The organism is Terribacillus sp. AE2B 122, from assembly GCF_902497585.1.
In the GTDB taxonomy this organism is placed as follows: Bacteria; Bacillota; Bacilli; order Bacillales; family Amphibacillaceae; genus Terribacillus; species Terribacillus saccharophilus_A.
Genome location: NZ_LR700944.1, coordinates 98,838 through 124,540, shown reverse-complemented (window position 1 = coordinate 124,540; position 25,703 = coordinate 98,838). Strand labels below are relative to the sequence as shown.

The window sequence follows — 25,703 nt, the reverse complement described above, 5'->3', positions numbered from 1 at the left end:
CTAATATTTTAATTCAACTATAACTGGTTCCATCTCAATAGGTGTATTGCTGCTTAAAATACCAAATGGAACTGTTATAGAGTAGTCTTTTATGTTTATATCTTTGACATTATTAATGGTAAAGACAGATTGAAAATGAGGATAATCATCATCTATTTCTTTTACTTGATTACTACGAATTTGATGATCAACCATTTGATTCATATCTAGCTGTCCGTCATCATCTTTATGGATATTATCAGATTTTATAAGCATGATGAAGTCTGCGAAGTTTTGGACAATATCTTTTCCTAACTCTTCAGAATCAACATTTTGAATACCATATTCTAAAATAAGTTGATTTTCATTCTGTTTAATATTGTTAACCTGTATTTTATATTCAAATCGATTACTATCTACAACAAAAGGAGTGCGCTTATCTAAAGAGCTTAGGGTATCTACTTCGTCCTTTATAATTTCGGGTTTAATTGTTAGATACTCAGTGTTCTTTGCTATTTTGCTGCTAAATAATTCTCTAATATCATTTTCCACTAGACCGTTGCTTTGATTTACTGACAGCACATCTGCATGACTTTTCGAGAGACGATTGCCCTTATCATCAAATACAGTTATATTAATTTCATCATTTTTTCCGTCTAGTGGGAATGTAGTTTTGTAATCCAAGAATGTGGTGGCTTTCCCTTTCGTGACCGAATCTATTTGAATAGAATAATCCTTATTTTCCTTAGAGATACTTTCACCTTTTACGGCTATTGTCTCTGAAGGAATTTGCTTAACTGGAACGTCGAACTTCCAGATACCTTTTACTCCTGTAATAGAGGTGAAGGTTAGTGGTAATGTATAATCTTCGGGCAGATCAGCATTGGGATTATCAAATTCCATTGCACCCACGTAGCCGTCCGATGTCTTTTCCAAACCAGTTGTCATACTGGATGACCATTGTTTTTGTTCATCACCGTCAGATAAGTGAAAACTATATCCCACTTCAGGTTCTTCTTGCTCGCCAATTCTATCCAAAGAGACCCTATCTCCTTCTGCTTTAAATGTCAGACCGATGACATTCCCATCATAATAAGCACTTGTAATAGTTATCTCTATACCATTACTTTTTGCTTCATCATTTATTTGAGTAATCAAATTGCTTTCAAACAATTCATATCCGATTTGCATACTGAATCTATCATATATAGCACCGATTATCGGGACAGAAGCAAGAACGTTGGTGACTGGTGCGAATAGTAATCCTGATACCAGCAAGGCAGAGGCAGCAATTGATGACGCAGCTACGACCTTTTTAAGACCCGATTTATTTTTCATTCCCTTTTCCCTTCGGCCTATTTTGATTCCATTATTAATTGCGTTCATCACTTCATTACGAGGGAACTCTATTTTATTGATTTCATCATTGATGTCCTGTTTGTTCATATTCCATCCCTCCCAATAGTCTTCTCAGGTCAATTTTTGCACGTCGAAGATTTGTTTTAACAGTATTCTCAGGCATATTGAGTGTTTCGCCTATACAACGAATAGGCATATCATGATAGTAGAATAAAATAATAACGGTCTGGTGATTATTGTTCAATTTAGAAATTGCATGTAAAAGGTCAAGTTTACCTTCAATGTCATAACTTTGTTCTGTAAGCTGGGTAGACAAAAAGCTTTCTTCTAGAATGACTTTCTTTTTCTTCCTGAGGAAGTCATAAGAAGTACGGATTAATATTTTTGTTAACCAAGTGGTAAAGAACTCAGGCTGTTTTATCTGTTCTATCGATATATATGCTTTATAGATTGTTTCCTGGAGTACGTCCAGGGCATCCTCTTGATTTCGCATATATAAAAAAGCTGTTTTATATAATTTCTCACTTTCATTCTCTACTAGCTTTTCAAATGCTTTTTCATTACCGCGCATGGCTTTTTTGACAAGTTTTATTTGTTTGTCCAAATGAAGACCCTCCTTTCACTATGTTAGAGCAGTTATGTAATGGAAAAGTTTCACTAAAAGAGAGATATTATTTATCCAAACTTTACTATAATAGATTCTAAATGAAACGAATCAGCAAGGTGGGTGAAAAGATGCAATTTTTAACGTATGAACTTGCTCAGGAAATTGTAGAGCGTACGATGAAAATATTGAATAGAAATATAAATGTCATGAATCAGGAAGGGGTTATCATTGGTTCCGGAGAAAGCGAAAGGATTCATCAGCTTCATGAGGGTGCGCTTCTCGTTCTTGAAAAAGGTGAAAGTCTCGAGATGGATAATGCCAGTGTCGAGGGAATGAAAGGTTCAAAGCCCGGAATTAATTTACCTATCCTTTTTAATAATCAAGTTGTCGGCGTTGTGGGAATTACAGGTGAACCGGAGCAAATCCGAAGTTATGCCCAGCTTGTGAAAATGGCGGCAGAATTAGTGTTGGAGCAGTCTTTTTTGCTGGAGAGAGTGCAATGGAAGCAAAGGGCACAAAGTGAGATTGTGAATCAGCTTATTTCGGAAGAAGGCTTGGATCAAGAAGTAATAAAAGAGCGTGCGGGCCTTCTTGGAATTAATTTAGAGCTTCCTAGAATTGCGATTGTAATGAAGGGCTCAGATGCCTCGATTCAAAGACTCATTACATCTATTCAATACGAAATTGGCAGGGAAGATTTGATCGGTGTCACTTTTAATAATGACATAATAATTCTCAAAGCAGCAGTTGTTATTGATACCAACAAAGATATAAACACATTTTTGAAGCGGGTGTCAAAGGTATCATCCGACACCATCCTAATTGGCAGCGGGGGATTGGCAGAACGCATTAAACAATTAAAATCTTCATTTGATCAAGCCAAAAGAGCAATTCTGGTAGGAAGTAAGCTGAGGCCAAACAGGAGCTTCTATCGATACGAGGATTACCAGTTAGAGATAATCCTAGCAAAATTAGTTGAGGACGAGGACAAAACTATTTTTTCTTACTACCACCAGCTTCTGGATCAAGGGAGAAAGGGAGAACTAATCCATACATTGGAAGCTTATATAAGAGAGGGTGGGGAATTAAACAAGACCGCAGAATGCTTGTTTATTCACCGGAATACGCTGAGGTACCGCCTTGATAAAATTACCGAACTGACAGGCAAGGACCCGCGTAATGCAAAAGATTTAATGGAACTTTATATGGCAAAGCTGCTGCATGATATTAGCTAATTGTGCAAATGCACAATTAGAGTGAATTTTCCCCGTGATTATTTTATGTCTTTTCACAATGCAACCATTATAGAAAACGCTTACAATAACTATATAACGATTACGCATTGTGGAGGGATCAGCATGGATGTTACTGTAAGCGCTTTAGGAGCGATAAGCGCCTTAGTCATAGCAATTATTCTTATTTTAAGAAAAGTGCCGCCAGCCTATGGAATGGTAGCTGGAGCTTTGATCGGTGGGTTAATTGGTGGTGTGAATATTACAGATACCGTCGCCTTAATGATGGAAGGGGCACAAGATATCATCCCGGCAGTTTTGCGAATTTTAGCTGCAGGTATCCTGGCCGGTGTCTTAATTGAATCGGGGGCGGCATCCTCGATAGCGGAAACAATAGTCAAAAGAATCGGAGAAACGCGTGCATTGCTGGCATTAGCAATTGCAACGATGATCCTAACTACAGTCGGGGTTTTCGTAGATGTAGCAGTCATTACTGTATCACCAATCGCTTTAGCCATTGCGAAGCGTGCAAATCTATCAAAAACGGCTATTCTTTTAGCAATGATCGGTGGAGGTAAGGCAGGGAATATTATGTCGCCTAATCCGAATGCGATTGCTGCTTCTGACGCATTTGGCGTTCCGCTTACATCCGTTATGGCTGCCGGAATCATTCCAGCTGTTTTCGGTGTTGCTGTTACGTATCTCTTGGCAAAACGGCTTGTTAAAAAGGGTACTGCGGTAGCGAGCCAGGATGTAGAAATGACAGATAACACGAAGCTGCCAATATTCATAACTGCATTGATTGCGCCGCTAGTCACGATTATTCTGCTCTCTTTGCGACCTCTATTTGATATCAACATTGATCCGATGGTTGCTTTGCCGATTGGGGGTATCATTGGAGCAATCGCCATGAAAAAGACGAGGAAAATCAATGAATACGCAATTTCTGGTTTGAATAAAATGTCCGGCGTAGCCATTATGCTTTTAGGTACGGGAACATTGGCTGGAATCATAGCTAACTCTGCATTGAAGGATGTCTTGATTAATGCGTTAAACGCGACAGGGTTGCCAGCTTACGTACTGGCGCCTGTTTCCGGGATCTTCATGTCAGCAGCAACTGCTTCCACAACAGCTGGTACGGCAGTAGCGAGCAGCGTTTTCAGTGGCACCATTTTGGATTTGGGTGTGTCGGCTTTAGCTGGAGCTGCCATGATACATGCGGGTGCAACGGTGCTGGACCACTTGCCGCACGGGAGCTTTTTCCATGCGACAGCAGGAAGCGTCAATATGGGCATCAAGGAACGGTTAAAGCTGATGCCTTACGAGTCTTTAGTCGGTCTGACGCTTGCAATTATTTCAACACTTATATTTGGGGTCTTTAAGCTGTTTGGTTAACGTAGTCAATTCTGAAAGAGAGGATGTATAGCTATGAAAATTGTAATCGCACCCGATTCATATAAGGAAAGCTTATCAGCTCTGGAAGTTGCTAATGCAATTGAGAGAGGCTTCAAAATGATTTTTCCGGATGCTGTCTACAATAAAATGCCAATGGCAGATGGCGGCGAGGGAACCGTGCAGTCACTCGTGGATGCTACAAACGGTAAGATTGAAGAACGGACTGTAACGGGTCCTTTAGGAAAGCCAGTCAAAGCATTCTTTGGCTTAATGGGTGATGGGGAAACAGCTGTCATAGAGATGGCTGCCGCATCGGGCTTGCATCTTGTCCCAACAGAAGATAGGAATCCTTTAACCACCTCTACCAAGGGAACGGGGGAATTAATTTCTGCTGCACTTGATCTTGGTGTACAGCATATCATTATCGGGCTTGGCGGCAGTGCCACAAACGATGGGGGAGCCGGTATGATTCAGGCGCTCGGAGGAAGGCTGCTTGATGAGGCTGGCAAAGACATAGGTGATGGCGGCGGTGCACTCGCACAGTTAGCTGTAATAGACTTAGCCGGTTTGGATAATAGATTGAAGGATGTCCGAGTGGAAGTAGCTTGTGACGTGGATAATCCTTTGACGGGACCTAGAGGTGCTTCCGCAATCTTCGGTCCCCAAAAGGGGGCCACACCTGATATGGTTGAATTACTCGATAAGAATTTGTCCCACTTTGCTGATATTGCCGAAAAAGCTCTTGGGAAGTCCTTCCGGGATATAGAGGGTGTCGGTGCAGCTGGAGGCCTTGGGGCAAGTTTGTTGGCTTTCTTGAATGCGGATTTAAAAAGAGGAATTGATATTGTCCTGCACGCTGTGGATTTCGAGGAAGCAGTTAAGGATGCAGACCTTGTTATTACTGGAGAGGGCCGGATTGATAGTCAAACCATTTATGGAAAGACGCCAATTGGTGTAGCGAAAGCAGCTAAAAAATATGGTGTACCGGTGATAGGACTTGCAGGTTCGTTATCCAAAGATAGTGATGTCGTGTACGAGCATGGAATTGATGTTCTTTTCAGCATCGTTCCAGGTGTGGTAACACTTCCGGAAGCTTTTGAGCATGCAGCAGAATATATGGAAAAAACGGCACGAAACATCGCTGCTTCCATGAAAACTGTAAAGTCTAGGATGCCGTTATAGGTTGGTATATAAAAAAGGATTGATCTATGGAGATCAATCCTTTTTCGGTATTTAATAATCAGTATGCACGAGCAAACCAAACTGTATGTTTTGCTTCTCTGCCGCAATGCAGACAAGTGTTTTTTGTTGTTGGCGGGTTGAATGGAATGTTGCGTGTTGTGAATTTCGTTTCTTCTTTTACGCCTTCCTCACAAGCATCGTCACCGCACCAGCCTGCTAGAACCCAGCCAGGAATTTGGCCATTTTGTTCGGACTCTGCCAGATGCTGTTTCAGTTGTTCCATAGTATCGATATGCGTATGGGAATGCTCTGCGCGGAATGCTTTTGCTTTCTCGAATAGTCGAGTTTGCATTGTTTCAAGTTCTTTTTGGATGTTCTCTACAACAGATTCTAAAGCTACGGCTGCTTTTTCATTCGCATCGCGAGCTTTCATCAAAGCTTGATTATTCTCCTTGAAGAGGTTTTTGGGTAATGAGTCCTTGGGATGCACTTTTGCAATGAACACCTTGTAAAGGACACGTAAAAAACACGTTGATGTTGTAGCTTATAAAAAACAAGCTATTAAACAAAAGAGAGGTTCTACTAATCACTATTATGTTTAGTCTAGAGAAAAACGACATGAATAAGATGTTTATAGAACTTGCAATAAGGAATTCCAATCCGGAATACAATCTAGTATCCAGAAATAGAAAAACAATTACTATAGGAGATATCAAAACAGAATTTGTTAAAGCGCAATCCTATAATATGAGTCGCATGCTCATCAAAAATGATCATAAGTATATTGGAATCGTTGATTTTACGATGAAAAATCCTTTAGATAATACACCTTGGATAGAGTCATTTGTAATTCATAAGAAGTTTCAGGGATCGAATACCTCCAAGCAAGCTTATGATTATTTTGAAAGTATGTTACGCCGACAAACGAATACGTGCCGCCTTGCAGTATATAAAAGAAATAAATCAGCTGTTTGTTTTTGGGGGGAAATGGGCTATACACCGTATGAAGAAGAAGTAAGCGAGGGGAAGGTATGTCTTTTGATGGAGAAAAGATACTAATCCCACATCCATTATGAATGGTGAAGTATAAAGAAAATGGATTGATCTATTTGATCAATCCATTTTTTTGCTTTAGAAATCAATAAGCACGAGCAAACCAAGCGGTATGCTTTGCTTCTTTGCCGCAATGCAGGCAAGTTTTCTTTGTTGTTGGCGGGTTGAATGGAATGTTCCGTGTTGTGAATTTCGTTTCTTCTTTTACGCCTTCCTCACAAGCATCGTCTCCGCACCAGCCTGCTAGAACCCAGCCAGGGAATTGGCTGTTTTGTTCGGACTCTTCAAGATGGTGTTTTAATTGTTCCATTGTATCGATATGGGTATGTGAATGCTCCGCGCGGAATGCTTTTGCTTTCTCGAATAGTCGAGTTTGCATCGTTTCAAGTTCTTTTAGAATGCTTTCGACAACAGATTCTAAAGCAACGGCAGTTTTTTCCTCTGCATCGCGGGCTTTCATCAATGCTTGATTATTTTCTAAATCACGTGGTCCTAGTTCAATGCGTACAGGGACACCTTTAAGCTCCCATTCATTGAATTTATAGCCTGGTGATTGATCTGAATCATCTAGACGAACACGGATGCCTTGTGATTTAAGAGCTGCAAAGATTTCGTCTAATTTCTCCATGATGGCAGGGTTCTTTTTCCATGGACCGACTGGAATCAACACAACTTGTGTCGGTGCTATTCTCGGTGGCAGGACAAGTCCTTGTTCATCACCATGAACCATGATAACTGATCCAATCAGACGTGTGGACGTGCCCCAGGATGTGGTATGCACATGCGTGTGCTTATTCTCTTTGTTTAGATACTTAATATCAAATGCTTCCGCAAATTTAGTACCCATGTAGTGGGAGGTACCTGCTTGCACAGCTTTTCCGTCTTTCATCATTGCTTCAATGGAGAATGTATCAACCGCACCAGCAAAGCGTTCGGATGGAGTCTTTTGCCCATCATAAACAGGGATTGCAAGTAATTCTTCAACGACTTCTTTGTAGACGTTCAGCATCTGCATCGTTTCCTTACGCGCATCCTCTTCATCCACGTGAGCAGTATGACCTTCCTGCCATAGGAATTCTGAAGTACGAATGAATGGGAGAGTTTTCTTTTCCCAGCGGAATACATTCGCCCACTGATTGATTAGTACTGGAAGATCCCGATAGCTCTTAATCCAGTTAGAATACAAATGACCAATCATAGTTTCAGAAGTCGGGCGCAGTGCCAACCGTTCTTCTAACTGCTCTCCAGCCGCCTCTGTAACCCAAGGAAGCTCCGGCGAGAAGCCTTCGATATGATCCTTTTCCTTTTGGAAGAAAGATTCAGGAATCAGCATCGGGAAGTAGGCATTCCGGTGACCTGTTTCTTTAAACCGCTTATCCATTTCTTCTTTAATATGCTCCCAGATTTCATAACCATCTGGTTTGAATGCAATACTGCCGCGAACTGGCGTGTAATCAATCAAATCAGCTTTTTGAATCGTATCAATATACCATTTTGTAAAATCATTTGTCTTTTGAGACATCGTTTTTCCTCCTCCAATATAAAAAAGCATAGAGAGTCCAAAAAGGACGTCTCTATGCTTAACAGACGTGGTACCACCTTAGTTCAACTTAATATAAGATATTAAGTCCTCTATACGTTTATAACGAAACGACTCGGTTAGTTTTTATCTAACATCTCCGTGGTAGGGTTCAATAAGGAGGGGTGATATAGCTCGCAGCCAAGGCTATATTTTCTGTTTCACAATCCTTATTTACTTGATCACATCATTGATTAGGTATTTATAATTTAATATAGCAAGTTGTCAACGAGAATTCAATAACATATATCCACCTAAAAATTTGATGGGTTATAGTATGCGTAAGCGCATTTATTAAGGGGGGGATGGAAAGTAAATCCATTTACTGCCAATCCCACAATTTACAATTTTAATTCTGAAAAATATAGCCGATATATGTTAAGCCACTGTAAACGGGAAAACGCATCATGTATACATATTCGCAGCTAATTTCACGGCAGTAGTGGCTAGAAAACATCAGGAGGGTGACGAATGAAAGTCATCAATCGTTTTAAACTGGGCACAAAAATAAATTTACTTGTGTTAACAGTAGTCCTACTATTCGCTGGAATTATCTCGTATGTGGTAATGAATAATATGACGCACGGAATGAAAGGTATTGCATTAGAAAAAGCAAAATCAGATCTGCGGCTGGCTGAAGAGTATATCAATGCAGTTCATCCTGGTTCCTGGGAAATCAGGGATGGGACCTTGTACAAAGGTGAAACCAAAATGAACGATAACTATGATTTGGTAGACCAGATAGGGGAATTGACAGGGGATACTGTAACGATATTTCAACAGGATACTCGTGTTGCTACGAATGTAATGACAGATGGGGAACGTGCTGTCGGAACACAGGTTTCAGATGCAGTTAAACAAACCGTTATTGAGAAGGAAGAAACCTACTACGGAGAAGCGGAGGTAGTCGGAAACAGTTACCAGACTGCCTATTCACCAATTAAAAATGAACAAGGAGAAGTTGTTGGCATATGGTATGTCGGAGCTTCGGATAGCATGGTTGCATCAAGTATTGTGGATTTCACAAAAATATTTGTTGTTGTTTTGGTCATCGTTGTGATTTTAGTCGTCGTGGTAGTATTGTTCTTCACCCGAGGTATTAAGAAAAGACTGGGTCGCATCTCTCAGGCGATGCACAATGCAGGTAAAGGTGATTTTTCTGACGTTGTTGAGGATTCTTCGAACGATGAAATTGGACAGCTGACAATGAATCTAAGTGAGATGCGAGAGAATCTATCAGATGTCATGAAAACTATCGCTGAGACATCTGATCAGGTAGCAGCTTCATCCGAAGAATTGACGGCCAGTGCAGAAGAAAGCTCTAAATCTGCTGAACTGATAGCAGCAGCCACTCAGACAGCAGCTAATGGCACAGAGCTCACCATGCAACATGTGGAAGAAGTGGTAACGTCTGTTGCGCACATGCAGGCACGTGTAAAAGAAGCGCGAACGAACAGCCAATCAATCTTTTCATTATCGGATGCTGCATCCCGGAATTCGCAGGATGGAACAGAAGCAGTGCGTGCTGTTGTAAAACAGATGAGTGAAATCAATAATTCCGTTAACGAAATCGGTTTATTCGTGAATGGATTAGATAAAAAATCGAAAGAAATCGGGACAATCGTCAATCTGATAAGAGATATTTCAAACCAAACGAATTTACTGGCACTGAATGCAGCAATTGAAGCAGCCAGAGCTGGTGAACAAGGTAAAGGCTTTGCTGTGGTTGCAGATGAAGTGAGAAAACTGGCTGAGCAATCGGCTAATTCCAGTGAGATGATCGCTTCTCTTATTTCGGATATCCAAACCGAAACAGGTAAAGCTGTTACAGCCATGCAGCACGGTGCGGATAATGTGGAAGAGGGCATCAGAAAAACAGAAAACGTCAACGATTCCTTCCAGTCTATTAAACAAGCAATAGATCAAGTGACAAACAATGTCCAAGAAGTGTCCCAAACAATTGAAGGGGTCTCTTCCGGAAGTAAAAGCATTGTAGACGTAATGGACAAAGTCAAAAAGACTGCACGTGAAAACGCTGAATCAAATGAAACGAATGCAGCTGCATCACAGCAGCAATCTGCTGCTATGGAAGAGATTTCAGCATCATCTGAAGCTCTTTCTGGTATGGCGATGGATTTACAAGCGGCACTGGCGAAATTTAAATTTTAATGGAAGCAGCCTCCCGTGAACGGGAGGCTGTTTTTACTTATTGCTATCAGGATTTTATTCCTCCAATAACCCCACTCATCCTTTATAGTAGAATCTAGATTCTATGCCTCTTCTTTAGCATATTGCTGCCTTCGCTGAATAATATCCTGTATTGATTGTTGTTATTCATGGCGTACCAAACATGTTACCAAGTTAGTAATACGAATTCTTGCGTGTCCTAAGATGTTGTAACAAGATTATGATAGTATCAGTTTATAAAAACGGAAATATGTGTATTTAAATCCAGTCCTTTGAAGGGAGCCGATTGCGTGGAATGGATCAAAAGAATAGGCGCTGGAATCGGTTATACTGCACTAAGTATTTTCTTGTTGGCATTATGTATTTTTATCGTAGTCACTTCTTCTAAAGAAATCTATGAGGCATTATTTCCAAAATCAGAGATCAAGGAAATGATAGTGGAAGGTAAGACTGTCTATAGTGATTTATATGGCAATCTAACCTACTATGCCGCTGCAAATGAAGAAGTAGAAACTGTTCTGATAATAAATTCAGGGAATGAAGATTTAGTCCAAGTACCATTGGATGAATACGAAACGATGCAGAATGGTGAAGTGCTAAAGAGAGAGAGTATTAACTCCTTTAATGTTCAGTCCTTAGGTGATATGGACGTAATCGTAAACTTACTTTTGCTGTTGGCTTTTTCCGCACCATTAGTATTTGGTCCTGTTGTATTGATTACAATGTTACCTGTGATCGGGGGGAGGATGGAGAAGTACTTAACGAAGATTGTGGGAGGGATTTATAAAAGTTTATTAGTGCTTGGATTCTTGCTTGTATACATATCATTAGGATTAAGTATCGCCAATGTAATTCAGTCTCATGCTGGTGAGCAAATACAGACGGAAGCAATCATCACAGACAACTATAGTGACCCTGGTTACGGCCGCTATGAAGCAGCATACTATTACTTGGCATTCACGTATAAGGATGAACAAGGCAATCCCATTCATATGACAAAGTTGGTAAAACCAAGTGTCTATTATGAGACCGGCGATTCCATCAAGATTAGTCATCCCGCTGGTGAACCATATAAGGTCCATCTCGGTGATGCTGGATCAGCGGATATTTTCTTTTACTTGGAGCATTTATTCATGTACTTCATGACCTTCATTTTGACTGTGCTATTTCTCTTCACAGCTTTCTTGATGAGAAGGAAGAAGAAGACAGGTTCTTACTGGAAAAAGAAAGAAATGAAAAAGGATATTAGTTAAGTGTGTAATACAGGGCATGTTTGCGGTGTTGAATGATGAAAAGATGTCCAAATGAAGGATGTCTTTTTTTAGCGTATATCAAAGGGTATACGTGATATCGTACTAGTTTCCTTTCTTCATGGGAGTTTGACTCTTCTGGATAATTATATAGTTCCTGCATATTGAATGGAAAATAAAACAAAAACGATTTTATTTTCCCGTATACTGTACTTATAAAAGAAGAGGCTACTTGATGATGAATTTGCGAAAGGAGTGAAGAAATTGCAGGAAACCATACTGCTAGTTGAAGATGATACACAGATTAATGAGATGGTTGAGTCTCATTTGAAGAAAGAAGGATATACGGTTTTCACCGCATTTGATGGCCAGGAAGCGTTGGATCTGTTTGCGCACGAAAACGTAGATCTGATTATTCTCGACTTGATGCTGCCTGCTTTTAATGGTTTGGATATTGTGCAGCTGATCAGGCGTGAGAGTATGCTGCCGATTTTAATCATGTCTGCCAAGGATAGTGATGTGGACAAGGCGCTGGGGCTTGGGTTTGGTGCAGATGATTACATAGGGAAGCCGTTTTCTCTTATTGAATTAACCGCTAGGGTAAAGGCGGCACTGCGGAGGTCGAAGCAGTACAGCCAGCAGCATGAAGAGAAAGAGCAAGTAGTGAGCGTGCGTGATTTGAATATCAATTTGAATTCCTTTTCTGTCAGCAAAAAAGGGGAGCCTATTAACCTGACAGTGAAGGAATTCCAGATTTTAAGCTTGCTCGCGACAAGTCCGAATCAAGTGTTCACAAAGGGACAGCTGTTTGAAAGTGTATGGAAGGAAGCGTATTACGGGGATGATAATGTCATTAACGTCCATATCCGCAGACTGCGAGAGAAGATCGAGGATGATGCATCTGCTCCTATGTATATAAAAACGATATGGGGTATTGGCTATAAAATGGAGATGCACACATGATTTATGTTGTTGCTTTATTAGTAGTGTGCTTAGGTGTCTTGCTGTTTCTGCATTTTCGTACAAAGAGGAAAATGAGCCGCGAATTGCAGTATATGACGGAGAAACTCAAAGCCATCACGGCAACGGATTCCGCTGAGAGGCTATTGTTAGTGACAGATGATCAAAGGATGCGTGATTTGCTGAATGAGATTAATAGTTTACTAGATTATCATCAGGAATCACTGGCAGATTTGGCGCGTCTTCGGATATCCACCAACCGAATGCTTTCTAATGTTTCGCATGATTTGAAAACGCCGCTCACCGTTATAACAGGATATATTGAGACGATTCAGCATGATAAGCAGTTTAGTGCGCAAGAGAGAGAAGTACTTTTGGCCAAAGTGCAAGTAAAGGTCATGGAGGTTGCGGAATTGATCAATACCTTCTTTGATCTGGCGAAGCTGGAATCGGAGGATTGGAAGTTGGAAATAGAGCGGATTCCACTGAACGAAGTTTGCCGAAAAGCGATACTTGGCTATTACGATACGTTAACAAGTAAAGGATTTGCTGTACATATTGATTTGCCGGAGGAATCGATACATATAGAAGCAGATCCTGCCGCGCTGACACGAATTCTAGAAAATCTATTGTCTAATAGCATTCGCTACGGGAAGGACGGGAAAACCGTTGGCATGACCCTGCGCCAGGATGAGGAGAACGTCTACATAGATGTATGGGATAAAGGAAAAGGAATACAAGAGGCTGATAAAGATCGAATCTTCGAGCGGCTTTATACAGCAGATGATGCTAGAACTGCTGCAGCACAGGGCAGCGGCCTTGGGTTAATGATTGCGAAGCGATTGACAGAGCAGATGCAGGGGCGCATCCATTTCTCCAGTGTACCGTATACGAAAACCACCTTTACACTCACATTCCCGAAGCCTAAATTAAACGATTACGCCAAACTTAAGAAAGTCGTAAGGATTCCGTAAGTAGAATGACAGTTTCCTTTGGTAAAGTGAAGGAAATCAACGAAAAGGGGTTTGCGTATGACATATGCTATCAGAACGCATCAGCTGACAAAGGGGTACCGCGGAAGGGATGTTGTTTCTAATGTCAGTATGAATGTGAAGCGCGGCGAAATATATGGATTTCTTGGTCCGAATGGTGCGGGGAAAACAACGATTATGAAGATGATGACCAGTCTCATTAAACCAACAGGCGGGGACATAGAGATCCTTGGTACAAGGCTGCAAGCCAATTCCCATGAAGTCCTCAAACGGATAGGCTGCATCATTGAATACCCTATCTTTTACGACAAGCTATCAGCCAGAAAGAATCTGGAAATCTATTGTGAATATATGGGCTACTATAAGAAAGATGCTATCTCTGAAGCGTTAGCATTAGTGAATTTAAAAAACGTGGAAGACATACCAGTTAGGGAGTTTTCTCTTGGTATGAAACAGAGATTAGGTATTGCCAGAGCAATTGTTACGAAACCAGAGTTGTTGATTCTGGATGAACCAGTGAATGGCTTGGATCCTATTGGTATGCAGGAGCTGCGGGATTTGTTTTATAAGCTCAGCAGACAGTATGGGATTACGCTGTTAATTTCTAGTCACATACTTGGGGAAATCGAACACATTGCCGATACGATTGGGATCATCCGTGAAGGTAGGTTGATCGAAGAAACATCGATGGCTGAGATCCGCGGCAATCACACGGAGCATATCGAGCTTTCGGTATCTGACTATCCAAAAGCAGCTTATGTATTAGAGCATGAACTGCAAGTGATCAACTTCCAAGTGAAGGAAGAAGAAGGTCTGATCAACGTTTACGATCCTGCCCTCTCCCAGAACGATATTATACAGGCGATGGTTCGCAATGGCGTAGAAATCGGTAAGATAAATAATAAGAATCTATCACTGGAAGGCTATTTCATGCAGCGGATGGAAGGGAGCAAAAAACATGCTTAATCTGATGAGGTTAGAAATGAAAAGGATGAACTTCCTTACGATTGGTGTAACGTTCCTCCTCATTAACGCAGGGATACTTGGTATCTTGCTATTGCTCGGAATTGATCCGACAATAACAGCTGAGTCCTTTACCAATGCAGATGAAATTATGATGTTTATTGAGATTATGGCGGTTGCTGCATTCGTTATTTATGCCTCCGTGCTGCTATCGAACATGATTATTGAGGAGTTTAAGAGTAAGACGATAACAGTCCTATTTACAACACCTGTTGGACGGAAACAGCTTCTTTTAGCTAAAGTTATCGTCATAAGCTTGTTAACCTTAGTGTCGTTCCTTGTGTCGGTAGGCTTGCTATCGTCCATTTTCAGCCTGCTGAATAACATATACGGCATCTTGTGGTTTTCTTTCCCAATGAATCTTTTATGGGAAAACACAGTACATCTGTTGGTCACTGGAGTTGCGGTGGCAGGAATGGCCCTTATTCCGCTATTCTTCGGAATGATAAAATATTCTATACCAGCAACAATCACATCCTCTATCTTGATCATTGCTATTTTATCTTCTTCGATCAATAGTGATGGCACGAATTTGTTTTCTTTCACTGCTGTGCCACTTGCGCTTGGTATCGTCGGGTTTATTATAGCTTACCTAGTCATAAGCAAGGCGGTAAAGAAAGATTTTTGATCTGCTGGTGAATATAGTAATAGTAGTTGTCGCACTCTTAAAATTGCTTTTTCTATTACACCCGTAAGATGAATTGTATATTGACTTTCCTCAAAATTATTGTAATAATATCTTTAATTTGATACTGGTACCTTTAATTCAGTCCCGTGAGGCTGACAAGGACATTCGGAAACTATGCGGAATATTAGGGATAGCTATACCCTTATATCCTCATGTTTAAAGAGGCTTCCTGTCAGTGATGGCAGGAAGCCTCTTTTGTTTTTTCCTCGGTACCAGTTTTAGTCTAACTAAAACAGGAGGAATTAAAATGGAACAGAAAAAGATAGATCATGATTTTTCACTAAGGGCAGTACCGCTGTCAAATCGCAATGGTTTTTGGAGAATGCTGATGGTGATGCTTGGATTTACTTTCTTCTCCGCAAGTATGATAGCAGGAGGAACGTTGGGACTTGGTTTATCCATGACGCAATTTATTTGGATTGTGTTGGCGGGGAATTTGATTTTAGGTGTGTATACAGGGGCACTTGCTTATATCTCAGCTAAAACGGGCCTTTCTACGCATTTATTAACACGCTATGCATTTGGTGAAAAAGGTTCTTATCTATCTTCCTTCTTATTGAGTGCAACACAGATCGGCTGGTTTGGTGTCGGGGTGGCGATGTTCGCTGTACCAGTTCAAAAGGTCACAGGCATAGATACCTCTGTATTGATCATCCTCTTTGGATTATTGATGACAGCTACCGCTTTCTTCGGAATGAAGGCTTTAACGATTTTGAGCTTTATTGCAGTGCCGGCAATAATTGTCCTTGGCGGATATTCAGCTTTTGGAGCAGTGAATGATATTGGTGGGGTGGATGCGCTTATGCAGCATAAGCCAACTGAAGCGCTTGGTGTAGCGGCAGCACTAACAATCGGTGTGGGATCGTTCATCAGCGGGGGTACGTTAACACCTGACTTCACTCGATTTGCGAAAAGCCCGAAAGTGGGTGTCTCTACAACTGTTATCGCATTTCTTATCGGAAATTCCCTTATGTTCGCGTTCGGTGCAATTGGTGCAATCGTTACAGGCCAGTCGGATATTGCAGAAGTGATGTTCATGCAAGGGCTTATCATACCGGCAATTATCGTGCTGGGCTTGAATATTTGGACGACAAACGATAACGCTGTTTATGCTGCAAGTTTAGGAATCTCCAACATTACGAAAATCAAGAAAAATAAAGTAGTTATTGTAAATGGTATTATCGGCACAATCTTGGCAATGTGGCTGTATAACAATTTTACAGGTTTTCTCACAACATTAGGGTCTGTGCTGCCGCCAATCGGGGCCATCTTGATTGCGGACTATTTCATTGTGCGCCGCGGGAAATATCCTGCATTTGAAACAATGACCTTTAAAGCTGTGAATTGGAATGCAATGGCGGCTTGGGTTATCGGAGCTGGTGCAGCAAAGTTTCTACCAGGAATCCCGCCTTTGAACGGATTAATTGGTGCGGCGGCTGTGTATGTGGTTCTATCAGTCATTGCGGCAAAATCAGCTGAAGCGAAACTAAATCTTAATATGGAAAAGGTGACAGAATCATGATTATAACTAACGCGAAATTAAGAAATAGAGAAGGTCTTTGGCAAATACAAATCACAGAAGGAAAGATTGAAAGAATAGCCCAATCAATCGAAGCAAACCGTGATGAGAAAATCATGGATGTGCAGGGGAACTTAGTACTGCCGCCTTTTATTGAACCACATATTCACCTGGATACGACGTTAACTGCAGGTGAGCCGAACTGGAATGAAAGCGGGACGTTATTTGAAGGAATTCAGCGCTGGGCTGAACGAAAAGAGCTGCTTACGTTGGAGGATGTAAAGACACGGGCGAAGCAAGCATTGAAATGGCAAATCGCACAAGGGATTCAGCATGTTCGTACGCATGTCGATGTGACGGATCCTGAATTAACAGCTTTAAAGGCGCTACTTGAAGTAAAGGAAGAGATGGCTTCATATGTTGACTTGCAGCTCGTTGCTTTCCCGCAGGAAGGGATTCTATCTTATCCAAATGGTGAGGAACTACTGGAAGAATCACTACGCATGGGAGCGGACGTTGTCGGCGGCATCCCGCATTACGAGTTTACGAGGGAGTACGGCGTAGAGTCCTTACAAACTGCTTTCCGCTTAGCAGAAAAATACGATCGTCTCGTTGATATCCATTGTGATGAAATCGACGATGAACAATCTCGTTTTGTCGAAGTAGTAGCAGCAGAAGCGCATCGCTACGGCATGGGCGAACGCGTAACAGCCAGCCATACAACAGCTATGGGCTCATATAACGATGCCTACACTTCAAAGCTATTCCGCTTGCTGAAATTATCCAATATCAACATGGTAGCGAATCCTTTAGTCAATATTCATCTGCAAGGACGCTTTGACACCTATCCGAAACGAAGAGGGATCACAAGAGTGAAAGAGCTTCAGGAAGCAGGAATCAACGTCAGCTTTGGACATGACGATATCTTTGACCCATGGTATCCGCTAGGAACAGGCAACATGCTGCAAGTACTGCACATGGGTATCCATGTAACACAATTGATGGGCTATGATCAAATCGTTAACAGCATTGATATGATCACGACTAACAGTGCAAGAACACTTCATATTGAAGAGAAATACGGCATTGAAGAAGGAAAGCCAGCTAATCTGATTGTGCTTGAAGCAGAGAATGAATACGAAGCGATTCGGAAGCAAGCTGCTGTTCTGTATTCTGTACGGAAGGGTGAGGTTATTGCGGAGACGAAGCCGAGAGATACGAAATTAACGCTTGGTGAAGTTGCTGAGAAAGTTACATTTGATAGATAATAAGAAAGCCTTCCTTTGCTGGTTGCGAAGGGAGGCTTTTCTTTTTGAATAGAAATGTTAGAAAAAAGTTAAATAGAAAGAAGGGAGTTATATTCATCTATTGACTCGAGTTCACTTCACAATGTTTCAAGAGAAGGGAATTTGGTAGTGGAACTATGATTTTACAATAATCTTAACGGTATTTTTTCCATGGGGTACAGTTAAAATATTGAGGATCAATAGGATGAAAAAGAACACAATACCGATGAATAATATGAATGTATTGCCGTAAATAATAAAAGCATACATAGGCACTGCTGCAAATACAGCACAAAAAAGACTCATAAAAGTAATAGAGATCATCTTCTTTATAGGCTTTGGAAATATCCATATTTTTAGATGATTGGTGTTGTTGTTAAGATCCAACTTCTTATAGATAGATCTCTTATTACGTATACTAATTAAAAATCTGAAATAAAGTAGGATAGCAGAAGATAATATAACAATTATGCTAGCGATCAATGGAGAAATTGGTATATAGAAGTAATTTAATATAGGTTGTGTTAAGTTTGCTATAGTCATAGATATCCCAACAGCAAAAAGATTTAATTTACCTGCTTTTGTATCTTTATTAGGGATAGTTTGTAAAAGATTAGCGGACTCTTCACTAATCTGCACTATCCTCTTAGGGAATAGCCAATATAGAAAAGGAAAAAGAAAGACGAGCAGATATGGCTTATCTTTATCTATGATGTAGAAAATATTTTCCAACTTAATAAGTTGATATCTAAAATTCTTCAATATAAGAAACGCTTCTGTATCCATTTATATTGACCCAACTCCACTCTTGAATTGCTTAAAAAAGATAATTTTCTTCTTATTTTTCCGCTTTTCTTCAAATTTCTGTTAGAAAGTTAATAAAAGTAATCCAAAAGAATAGAATAATAAATTAAAGCATCAAGATTTAAGGGGAAATCTTGATGCTTTGTCTAATATTTATTTCAATGGACCGCTAACAACGCCTTTTTGAATCTCGTTCTCCACAAGCCATTGCTTATATAAGGATTGGAATCGGTCCTCGTCACTATCTTTAAATCCTTCAAAAATTACTTCATCAATGTTTTCTTCATTAAAATAAAGAACGGCGTCAGCGACCAAACCTTGAGGGTAGACAGAGGCTGAGTAATCAAACATCTTTTGTTCCCCTTCTAACTCTATAATGGGGCCGCGGTTCAGAATCATGAGTTTACTTGTACCTTCTTTTAGAAAGACGATTGATCCGATTGGGAGCATAGTTATTCCTCCAATATTTTGTGGATTAGTATGTAACACAACTTTTGCTGCGTTAATTACATTAATATAAAACAGGAACAAGCATAACTTCTAATTCTGTTTCTGAAATTTCACCTTTATGTTCCCAGGCCAAACAGCAAACAAATTACCCATAGTGAGTAAGAACAAGGTAATCATATAGAATACTAATATAATTGTATTTCCATAAGAGACATATGCATAAAACATACCGATGACAAAAGCTAAAATGAAAATATAGTATAGTATATATCCCAATAAGAATTTTAAATCTCTAAATCTCACAATTAATTGTGTATCTTCTACATCTGCTCCACCTATATGAAGTAATAGATTTTCTTTATTTCTTTTACTTATATGAATTCTTAATAAAAGTATTAGCAACGTAGTAATACCAATGATTATTAAAGAAAAAGGAGTGGAGATATTCACATCAAAACGATTCATTATAGGTCTTAATAAATTGGCAATAGCTAAACCGATAGCTATTGCCAGTATATTTACGTAACTGCCTTTTTCTTTAGGGCTACGTATAACAACATCATTTAATAGGTCGTGGTTTGTAATTTTGTACGCCTTGTGAGGGAAAAACCAAAATAAGAAGGGTATATATATAAGCCACTTTGGATTGTCCTTATCTAAGATATAATAGTCATTATTGATAGTTATAAGATTGTAACGCATTTTTTTGTATACAAAGTTAGCTTGTGCATTCATATGTTTTCTTTATCCCCAATTCATCGGATTAATTGCATCAAAACCACTACTGATTGCTTCTCCTATATCTTTAGTTGTTTCAGCTATGGAATCTATGGCATCGCCTGCGGCATCTTTCGTGCTTTCCCATGCTTGATCTATTTTACCCCCCACATAATCTAAACCATCCTGTAGCCCTAATATATTATTATCATAAAAGTAGTTGAATCCACCTACAAACACTGCACTTACTGCAACGCCACCTAATACTGCCCATCCAGCTGGATTTGAACCTAATAAGAATGCTGTTGCAGCTGTACCTAGAAATGCGCCTGCAGAACCTATGCCCAGAGAAGCTGAATTGTGAACTAGAGCCTCTCCGAAACTTTTATCTTTTTGATTCATGTCCTCATACATACCTACTCCAAACCCAACTCCCATGACTCCTCTACCTAGCCATTTTCCACCATTTAATATTGCCTGACCAGTATTCTTCAGTGAGTTTGTGAAGCCTGCTGTATTTGGATTCACCATGACAAACGTATTGGGTATATCGGGGCCTCTGGTGCCAGTCATAACAGTGATAAATCCGCCAAGTTTTGTTGTTGTCCTTCCAACCTGTTGCAAGACATTGGCAAGAAAATCATTAGAAAAGTCTTTTTGCATTTTTTCTTTATTTTCATTAATGTAATCAAGTACGGAATCAGGTACATCTTCTTCCAATTCCTCTTCTTTTAACGTGACTTTCGTTTTCGATGCAAGCGTGTATATATCATAATATTCTTCTCGTGTTATATTCCCCTGCTGGAGATCTGTTAGAGCATGATCTAATAAGACACGAAAGCTCTCATGCATACCATCTGACTTGTGATCTTTTGCAGCTGCAATCGCAGCCATAGGAAGATACATAATATTATCCTCGGTAATCTCTACATTTCCGTCTCCATAACTTTGCTGAATGACGCTTTGATAAGCATCCATATCCTGCAGGGATACGGTATTGAAGTCATTTATCGATATAGCGCCACTACTTAATCCAGTTGTCATTTCGGATAGATACTTTTTCATTGTATCTAGATCACTTTGTGTTTCTTGCAGGTGAGATGCGTGTTTACTATCGAGTTCGCCTAGATCAGTGATCACTTCGTCTATCTGGCGTTTGCCTTTTTCAATATACGTTTCAAAGTCAGAATAACTAATTTGTGCTACAAACCTAATATCCGCCACACTAGATAATACTTGATTCAGATTCTCTGAGACACTAGCAACTTTTGATTTAGCTCTATCTAGTCCGGGGTGCAGCTCATTGTCTAAAAAGTCTTCACTTATGTATCCTTGATGATTGGGTTCAAAAGATTGAACGTCATTCTTCATGTTCTCCAGTCTGTTTTTATAATCTTCCATGGATTGAAGCAGGAAGGTGAGAAAGGGAGTGTGGATTTCGTTGTAGAAGGAACGGATTGCCTTGCCTGTTTCTCCTTTTAAGGCATCATCTAAGCTATAAAGATTTCTGACTTTGTGCTGAAGGTTTGATAGTTGTTCGGAAAGTGTGTCTAAATCGAGCTTAGACGTTTCCGTACCTTTGTGAATCTCCTTTACCGCGAACTCTTTCAACGTACGTCCTCCTCACCTGTTTATTTTAAAATGATATTATCGCCGAGTGCTTGATCTAATTCGACTAATTCCTGTACCGCTGTCTCTGTAGCAGCTATGTTATCTTGAAATAATGTGATGAACTGGACGAGAAGGTTTTCGTATTCCTGTTTGATTTCGTTGTACACATCACTCATGCGTATATTTTTATTGCCATCCATCGTTTCGCCGAGCTGTTTTTGCAATGCTTGCAGGGCATCACTCATTTCTTGGATGCCTTTTTGAGCCTCGGCTTGGTTGATTTTAATTTCCCCGCTCATGAAAGGGCTCCTTTCCATAAAAAGCTGCTATTTTCACCCTAACGAATCCAATTTCCATTTTGTAGAGTATTAAGTACCTTTTTCCTCAAGTAATTACCGACTGTGACTAGGGAAATAGTTTTATATGCTCACTTCTTGGCTTGGAACGCTAACCTATTACCCGTTTTGTTGGATTTATATTACAAATAATTACATAAATTTGATTTGAGATGATCTAGGACGGGAAAAAGTGTGCATGTGAGAGGTTAAATTTCTAATAAGGATGCTTAGTTCGATAAATCTTCTGAACCAAGAGAGAGAGTTTTACATGGTACGAAGCTAGATGCGTGTGTTTCAATCTAAAATCCACAACCTTTTTACCATTACAATTCGGTCGTATTTTGGAAAAACAAGGCAGAAGTCTTACAGATTTTTTGCTGGAAATCCTTTACTGTAGTAGTGATAAAGTTTTTGTGCGGTGTGATGTAAAGCAAGGAGGATGATTAGAGTGTCTTTAGCTTCTATAGATAGTCAAATCCGCAGTATGAACAGTTCAATTAATGGGTTGCGTGGACAAGTGCTCCAAAAGCAAGAAGAAGTACAGCGCCTTGAACGTGCAATCTCGGAGATATCTGGCCTGCAAGGCGATTATGAAGAGAGCAGAAAATATTGGCGGGATATCGATTTGACAGCGAAGACGTGGAAAGGAGAGCTTGCTGATAAGTTTGATGCCTTCCGTAACGGAGAGCTGTCGGCTAGCTTTACGGATGTGTCTCAAGATGAGGTGCAGCGAGTTCTGGAGGCGTTAGAGCAGGCGAAGGGCATGCTTGTTGCTGAGATTGATTCATGTCAGATGCAAATGGCATCAAAACAAAGTTCATTAGATCGGCTGCATGCAGATAGGAAGAAGGAGCTGCAGTCATGAGTGAAATCATCTTAAAAGCAGATCATGTTCAACAGAAGCTGACGGATCTCCAAAACTCCCTGACTGATTTCCAATCTGGAAAACTAGATAGAGGCAGTGGCCGGGAGATGCTTGATGTTCAAGCGAAGATTAATGATATTAATGTATCGCTGAATAGCCTTATACAAGATTATCAACAGATGGCTCAGCAGCATGTGGAGGCCAGCCAAGATGCTGTGGATTCGCTTGAGAAATTTGAGCAGGCAATGGCTGAGGTGATTGATGTTTTTACAATAGGATAGGAGCGATCACGGCATGACGATTCATGTGAAGCGTAATACAGGCATGATGGGTGGGTTAGCTAAGGTTGCTGTAATTGTAGATGGGCAGACTGCAGCAAAACTCGGGAATGATGAGGATACGACTGTCAGTCTTGGTGATAAGACCGTAAAGCTGAAGGCTAAGCAGTGGTTCTTTGGCAGCAAGGAACTGGAGGTAGTCGATAAAGCTAATGTGGAAGTAAGAATCAATATGGCTGCATTGCTCCTCCTTCTGGCTGCGATCGTCTGCTTGATTCTTGGTGTCATTCTCTCGCCAATTATTACTGCATTGGCAGTCATACTCTTTTTTGTCTGTATTATTTATAGTTCAAAAAATTGGTTCCAATTAATAAAAGTTAAATAGAAGAATACGAATCTGCTAGTTGATGTGTCAACGTAGATAAACAAAAGCCAGTGAAGTACAAAATCACTGGCTTTTGTTGTTTATTGGACGTTTGTATCTTTCTTCCTGCATTACATCAGTCTTTGTATTACTAATGGCATGTTTCTGCATTTGTCTTGTTAGTATCTTTGACGCATTTTGAGAGAGGATCGTTGATACAGGTGCAATTCATAATAGAATGAATGAAGATAAGTGGATATAAATGGTTTTTCATTGGCTTACTGAAAACAGAGAAGCGAATCCGGTGGCGGAAAGGACTGAAACAATGGCATTTTTATGGTTCAAGACAGACACGGAAGCAAAAAGAGATGACTACCTGAAGCTGTATAACGAGCTGGAAGAAGCAAAAGCAGAGCATGACAAGCTGGTGAGCGAAGCGGAGTCTTATTTTTCTTCCTATAAAGGGAGCGTGCCGTGTATGGCGGAGGATGCTATTCCGAGTAATGACTTCATACCAGCGCAGGAACGGCTTGATAAAAAGCTGACGGATTACTTGGATAACGAAAAGGAATATCGCAGCAAGCTCGTCACGGCGAGTGACCGGGCATACGAACGGTATCTCCATTATAAGCGTAAAGCAATCGAAGAGGCGAAGGAGGACTAAGCTATGGCGAAGGATGTAATCATCGATCAAGCTGACTTGAATACAGCCAAATCGTCAGCGGCGAAGCTGAAGGAATCACTGGATAACACCTATGCACAAGGTGAAGCCCTGCTTTCGCTCGTACAAGGATCCAAATGGGAAGGAAAGTCACGTGATAGTTTCCTTGCTTACTTGGAGCTGTTGCTTCAGTATCATGCCGATCTCAAGGATGCAGCTTCTTTGCAAAAGAAGGCACTGGATAATATAGAGGATTATCAATCTGATTTCCAAAGCCATAATTTGGTGAAGGAAGTGAAAAGCCTATGACGCAAACAGATAGAGATACCTTTCATGTGACCGAGCTCTATTTACTCGCTGCGGCATTTGATGCAGAGGCTTTATTTGGCCTGCCTGATAAGAAAATCTATCAGCTGCAGGGGGAAGAACCTTGGAGCCAGGCGCATAAGCGCTTGATCCAGAAAGGTATTTTTACAGAAGAAGGCAAGCTGACGAAATCGGGTGCGGTAATCATTAAGACGTTGTATGAATACTTCTTCAGCCAAAAATATGTGCGGATCAATAACCTTATGTTCGCCTTCCGGGAGAAGCAGGCAGAAGAAGTGATCATCCTCGTGGAGACGTCTGAAAAGACATATAAACTCTATGTAATGGCCAAGCCGCTTGTACTGAAGCTCCTCAGCGAAAAAGTCCCGCTTCTGAACCGTGAACCTGCCGAAGGAGAAAAGAATTTCCTGCGACGCGAGCTGCCAGATGAGGAAAAGGCTGCGATCAATGAGCTCGGTGTAACGAATGATATCGCCAATATTGAACTTTTCCATCCACGCGTGAAGCCTCAGATTGCCAGCAACCCGAATCACTATCAGCAATGGATTGTCCTTACAAAAGACGACAAGCTGATTATGATTGATACGACCGAGAAACAATACTACCACGCAAGCCAGTACTGGTTTATGAAGGTACTGTTCGATGCGTTGGGCTTCCCGTATCGACAGAAAGAGGGGGTAAGATAGATGGCGGCTAGTGGGAAAATCACGGTTGATCCAATCGAGATTACCGATATGTATAAGCAGCTCATGGCTATTATGGAAGATCTTCAGTCGAACGCAGTGCCTGCAATCGAGAATATAAAAAACACGAAATTCTATCAAGAAGGAAAAGCGATGGAGGCAATCGAAGCATATCCCGAAGCAAATGATAAGTTCATGGAGCTGCAGGATCACTATGCACGCATCTCCTCCTTGGTGATTGAAACCCTAAACACGATGATCGAGACAGACGAAGCTATTGCCCTGAAAATCATCGATGCATTGGAGGTGTAATA

28 protein-coding genes and 1 other annotated feature are annotated in these 25,703 nt (G+C 40.6%); of the genes, 19 read left to right on the top strand and 9 right to left on the bottom strand.

Features of this window, described 5'->3' with window-relative positions; translation table 11 throughout:
* Both AE2B122_RS09035 and AE2B122_RS09030 read right to left on the bottom strand, forming a co-directional pair.
* A complete protein-coding gene (locus AE2B122_RS09035; protein ID WP_095269299.1) occupies positions 1 to 1,425 on the bottom strand; it encodes a DUF4179 domain-containing protein in 1,425 nt (474 codons plus the stop codon).
* Positions 1,403 to 1,942, bottom strand: a complete 540-nt coding sequence (locus AE2B122_RS09030) for a sigma-70 family RNA polymerase sigma factor (protein ID WP_175073837.1) — start codon at positions 1,940 to 1,942, stop codon at positions 1,403 to 1,405. Before AE2B122_RS09030 ends, AE2B122_RS09035 begins: the two co-directional genes overlap by 23 nt.
* A 131-nt stretch (positions 1,943 to 2,073) precedes the next feature.
* Here AE2B122_RS09030 and AE2B122_RS09025 point away from each other — a divergent pair, with 131 nt between their 5' ends.
* From AE2B122_RS09025 to AE2B122_RS09015, 3 genes are all read left to right on the top strand, one after another.
* The gene (locus tag AE2B122_RS09025) at positions 2,074 to 3,180 is read left to right on the top strand and encodes a sugar diacid recognition domain-containing protein (RefSeq protein ID WP_175073836.1); all 1,107 of its coding nucleotides are present in this window, start codon (positions 2,074 to 2,076) and stop codon (positions 3,178 to 3,180) included.
* Positions 3,181 to 3,303: 123 nt separating this feature from the next.
* Entirely contained in the window at positions 3,304 to 4,572 is a 1,269-nt protein-coding gene (locus AE2B122_RS09020) for a GntP family permease (protein WP_095220425.1), read from the top strand.
* A gap of 33 nt (positions 4,573 to 4,605) precedes the next feature.
* On the top strand, positions 4,606 to 5,754 hold the full coding sequence (locus tag AE2B122_RS09015) for a glycerate kinase (protein WP_175073835.1): 1,149 nt from the start codon (positions 4,606 to 4,608) through the stop codon (positions 5,752 to 5,754).
* A 58-nt stretch (positions 5,755 to 5,812) separates the two neighbouring features.
* Here the strand turns inward: AE2B122_RS09015 and AE2B122_RS09010 are convergent, their stop codons facing one another.
* Positions 5,813 to 6,187: a hypothetical protein gene (locus tag AE2B122_RS09010; RefSeq protein ID WP_175074081.1), complete on the bottom strand. Its 375-nt coding sequence runs from the start codon at positions 6,185 to 6,187 to the stop codon at positions 5,813 to 5,815.
* Between the two features lie 185 nt (positions 6,188 to 6,372).
* On the opposite strand from AE2B122_RS09010, the gene AE2B122_RS09005 reads away from it, so the two are divergent.
* Positions 6,373 to 6,813: a GNAT family N-acetyltransferase gene (locus tag AE2B122_RS09005; protein WP_095220423.1), complete on the top strand. Its 441-nt coding sequence runs from the start codon at positions 6,373 to 6,375 to the stop codon at positions 6,811 to 6,813.
* Between the two features lie 79 nt (positions 6,814 to 6,892).
* Here the strand turns inward: AE2B122_RS09005 and proS are convergent, their stop codons facing one another.
* Positions 6,893 to 8,329 carry a proline--tRNA ligase gene (gene proS / locus AE2B122_RS09000; RefSeq protein WP_175073834.1) on the bottom strand — a complete coding sequence of 479 codons (1,437 nt, stop codon included), beginning with the start codon at positions 8,327 to 8,329 and terminating at the stop codon, positions 6,893 to 6,895.
* 39 nt (positions 8,330 to 8,368) lie between these two features.
* Positions 8,369 to 8,586, bottom strand: a binding site (T-box leader).
* Positions 8,587 to 8,857: 271 nt separating this feature from the next.
* On the opposite strand from proS, the gene AE2B122_RS08995 reads away from it, so the two are divergent.
* The 8 genes from AE2B122_RS08995 to AE2B122_RS08960 all read left to right on the top strand — a co-directional run bounded on the left by AE2B122_RS08995 (position 8,858) and on the right by AE2B122_RS08960 (position 18,273).
* Positions 8,858 to 10,555: a methyl-accepting chemotaxis protein gene (locus tag AE2B122_RS08995; RefSeq protein WP_175073833.1), complete on the top strand. Its 1,698-nt coding sequence runs from the start codon at positions 8,858 to 8,860 to the stop codon at positions 10,553 to 10,555.
* Positions 10,556 to 10,863: 308 nt separating this feature from the next.
* On the top strand, positions 10,864 to 11,826 hold the full coding sequence (locus AE2B122_RS08990; protein ID WP_095269283.1) for a hypothetical protein: 963 nt from the start codon (positions 10,864 to 10,866) through the stop codon (positions 11,824 to 11,826).
* 261 nt (positions 11,827 to 12,087) lie between these two features.
* On the top strand, positions 12,088 to 12,786 hold the full coding sequence (locus AE2B122_RS08985) for a response regulator transcription factor (RefSeq protein ID WP_305852007.1): 699 nt from the start codon (positions 12,088 to 12,090) through the stop codon (positions 12,784 to 12,786).
* On the top strand, positions 12,783 to 13,757 hold the full coding sequence (locus AE2B122_RS08980; protein ID WP_175073832.1) for a sensor histidine kinase KdpD: 975 nt from the start codon (positions 12,783 to 12,785) through the stop codon (positions 13,755 to 13,757). Before AE2B122_RS08985 ends, AE2B122_RS08980 begins: the two co-directional genes overlap by 4 nt.
* A gap of 57 nt (positions 13,758 to 13,814) precedes the next feature.
* Entirely contained in the window at positions 13,815 to 14,741 is a 927-nt protein-coding gene (locus AE2B122_RS08975; RefSeq protein WP_175073831.1) for an ABC transporter ATP-binding protein, read from the top strand.
* Positions 14,734 to 15,426 carry an ABC transporter permease gene (locus AE2B122_RS08970; protein WP_175073830.1) on the top strand — a complete coding sequence of 231 codons (693 nt, stop codon included), beginning with the start codon at positions 14,734 to 14,736 and terminating at the stop codon, positions 15,424 to 15,426. Before AE2B122_RS08975 ends, AE2B122_RS08970 begins: the two co-directional genes overlap by 8 nt.
* A 307-nt stretch (positions 15,427 to 15,733) precedes the next feature.
* Positions 15,734 to 17,008 carry a cytosine permease gene (gene codB / locus AE2B122_RS08965; RefSeq protein WP_175073829.1) on the top strand — a complete coding sequence of 425 codons (1,275 nt, stop codon included), beginning with the start codon at positions 15,734 to 15,736 and terminating at the stop codon, positions 17,006 to 17,008.
* Complete coding sequence (locus tag AE2B122_RS08960; protein ID WP_175073828.1) at positions 17,005 to 18,273, top strand: cytosine deaminase; 1,269 nt, start codon at positions 17,005 to 17,007, stop codon at positions 18,271 to 18,273. The genes codB and AE2B122_RS08960 overlap by 4 nt, the downstream gene beginning before the upstream one ends.
* Before the next feature lie 153 nt (positions 18,274 to 18,426).
* On the opposite strand, the gene AE2B122_RS19505 is transcribed toward AE2B122_RS08960, so the two are convergent.
* The 5 genes from AE2B122_RS19505 to AE2B122_RS08935 all read right to left on the bottom strand — a co-directional run bounded on the left by AE2B122_RS19505 (position 18,427) and on the right by AE2B122_RS08935 (position 22,172).
* The gene (locus AE2B122_RS19505; RefSeq protein WP_175073827.1) at positions 18,427 to 19,077 is read right to left on the bottom strand and encodes a DUF443 family protein; all 651 of its coding nucleotides are present in this window, start codon (positions 19,075 to 19,077) and stop codon (positions 18,427 to 18,429) included.
* 171 nt (positions 19,078 to 19,248) lie between these two features.
* Positions 19,249 to 19,545, bottom strand: coding sequence for a DUF4176 domain-containing protein (locus tag AE2B122_RS08950; RefSeq protein WP_095269265.1), 297 nt, complete (start codon positions 19,543 to 19,545; stop codon positions 19,249 to 19,251).
* A 90-nt stretch (positions 19,546 to 19,635) separates the two neighbouring features.
* A complete protein-coding gene (locus AE2B122_RS08945; protein WP_095269262.1) occupies positions 19,636 to 20,280 on the bottom strand; it encodes a DUF443 family protein in 645 nt (214 codons plus the stop codon).
* Between the two features lie 9 nt (positions 20,281 to 20,289).
* Positions 20,290 to 21,873 (bottom strand): LXG domain-containing protein, encoded by a 1,584-nt coding sequence (locus AE2B122_RS08940; RefSeq protein ID WP_175073826.1) that lies wholly within the window; start codon positions 21,871 to 21,873, stop codon positions 20,290 to 20,292.
* A gap of 20 nt (positions 21,874 to 21,893) precedes the next feature.
* Positions 21,894 to 22,172: a YwqI/YxiC family protein gene (locus tag AE2B122_RS08935; protein ID WP_175073825.1), complete on the bottom strand. Its 279-nt coding sequence runs from the start codon at positions 22,170 to 22,172 to the stop codon at positions 21,894 to 21,896.
* 487 nt (positions 22,173 to 22,659) lie between these two features.
* On the opposite strand from AE2B122_RS08935, the gene AE2B122_RS08930 reads away from it, so the two are divergent.
* The 7 genes from AE2B122_RS08930 (at position 22,660) to AE2B122_RS08900 (ending at position 25,701) form a co-directional block, all read left to right on the top strand.
* Positions 22,660 to 23,076: a DUF5082 family protein gene (locus AE2B122_RS08930; RefSeq protein WP_175073824.1), complete on the top strand. Its 417-nt coding sequence runs from the start codon at positions 22,660 to 22,662 to the stop codon at positions 23,074 to 23,076.
* Positions 23,073 to 23,357 carry a YwqI/YxiC family protein gene (locus tag AE2B122_RS08925; RefSeq protein ID WP_175073823.1) on the top strand — a complete coding sequence of 95 codons (285 nt, stop codon included), beginning with the start codon at positions 23,073 to 23,075 and terminating at the stop codon, positions 23,355 to 23,357. Before AE2B122_RS08930 ends, AE2B122_RS08925 begins: the two co-directional genes overlap by 4 nt.
* Positions 23,358 to 23,370: 13 nt before the next feature.
* Positions 23,371 to 23,739, top strand: a complete 369-nt coding sequence (locus AE2B122_RS08920; RefSeq protein ID WP_175073822.1) for a hypothetical protein — start codon at positions 23,371 to 23,373, stop codon at positions 23,737 to 23,739.
* 241 nt (positions 23,740 to 23,980) lie between these two features.
* On the top strand, positions 23,981 to 24,382 hold the full coding sequence (locus AE2B122_RS08915; protein ID WP_095220401.1) for a chorismate synthase: 402 nt from the start codon (positions 23,981 to 23,983) through the stop codon (positions 24,380 to 24,382).
* A gap of 3 nt (positions 24,383 to 24,385) precedes the next feature.
* Complete coding sequence (locus AE2B122_RS08910; RefSeq protein WP_095220400.1) at positions 24,386 to 24,688, top strand: WXG100 family type VII secretion target; 303 nt, start codon at positions 24,386 to 24,388, stop codon at positions 24,686 to 24,688.
* The gene (locus AE2B122_RS08905; protein WP_175073821.1) at positions 24,685 to 25,392 is read left to right on the top strand and encodes a DUF5081 family protein; all 708 of its coding nucleotides are present in this window, start codon (positions 24,685 to 24,687) and stop codon (positions 25,390 to 25,392) included. The genes AE2B122_RS08910 and AE2B122_RS08905 overlap by 4 nt, the downstream gene beginning before the upstream one ends.
* Positions 25,393 to 25,701 (top strand): hypothetical protein, encoded by a 309-nt coding sequence (locus AE2B122_RS08900; RefSeq protein WP_095220398.1) that lies wholly within the window; start codon positions 25,393 to 25,395, stop codon positions 25,699 to 25,701.
* The last annotated feature ends 2 nt before the right edge of the window (positions 25,702 to 25,703 follow it).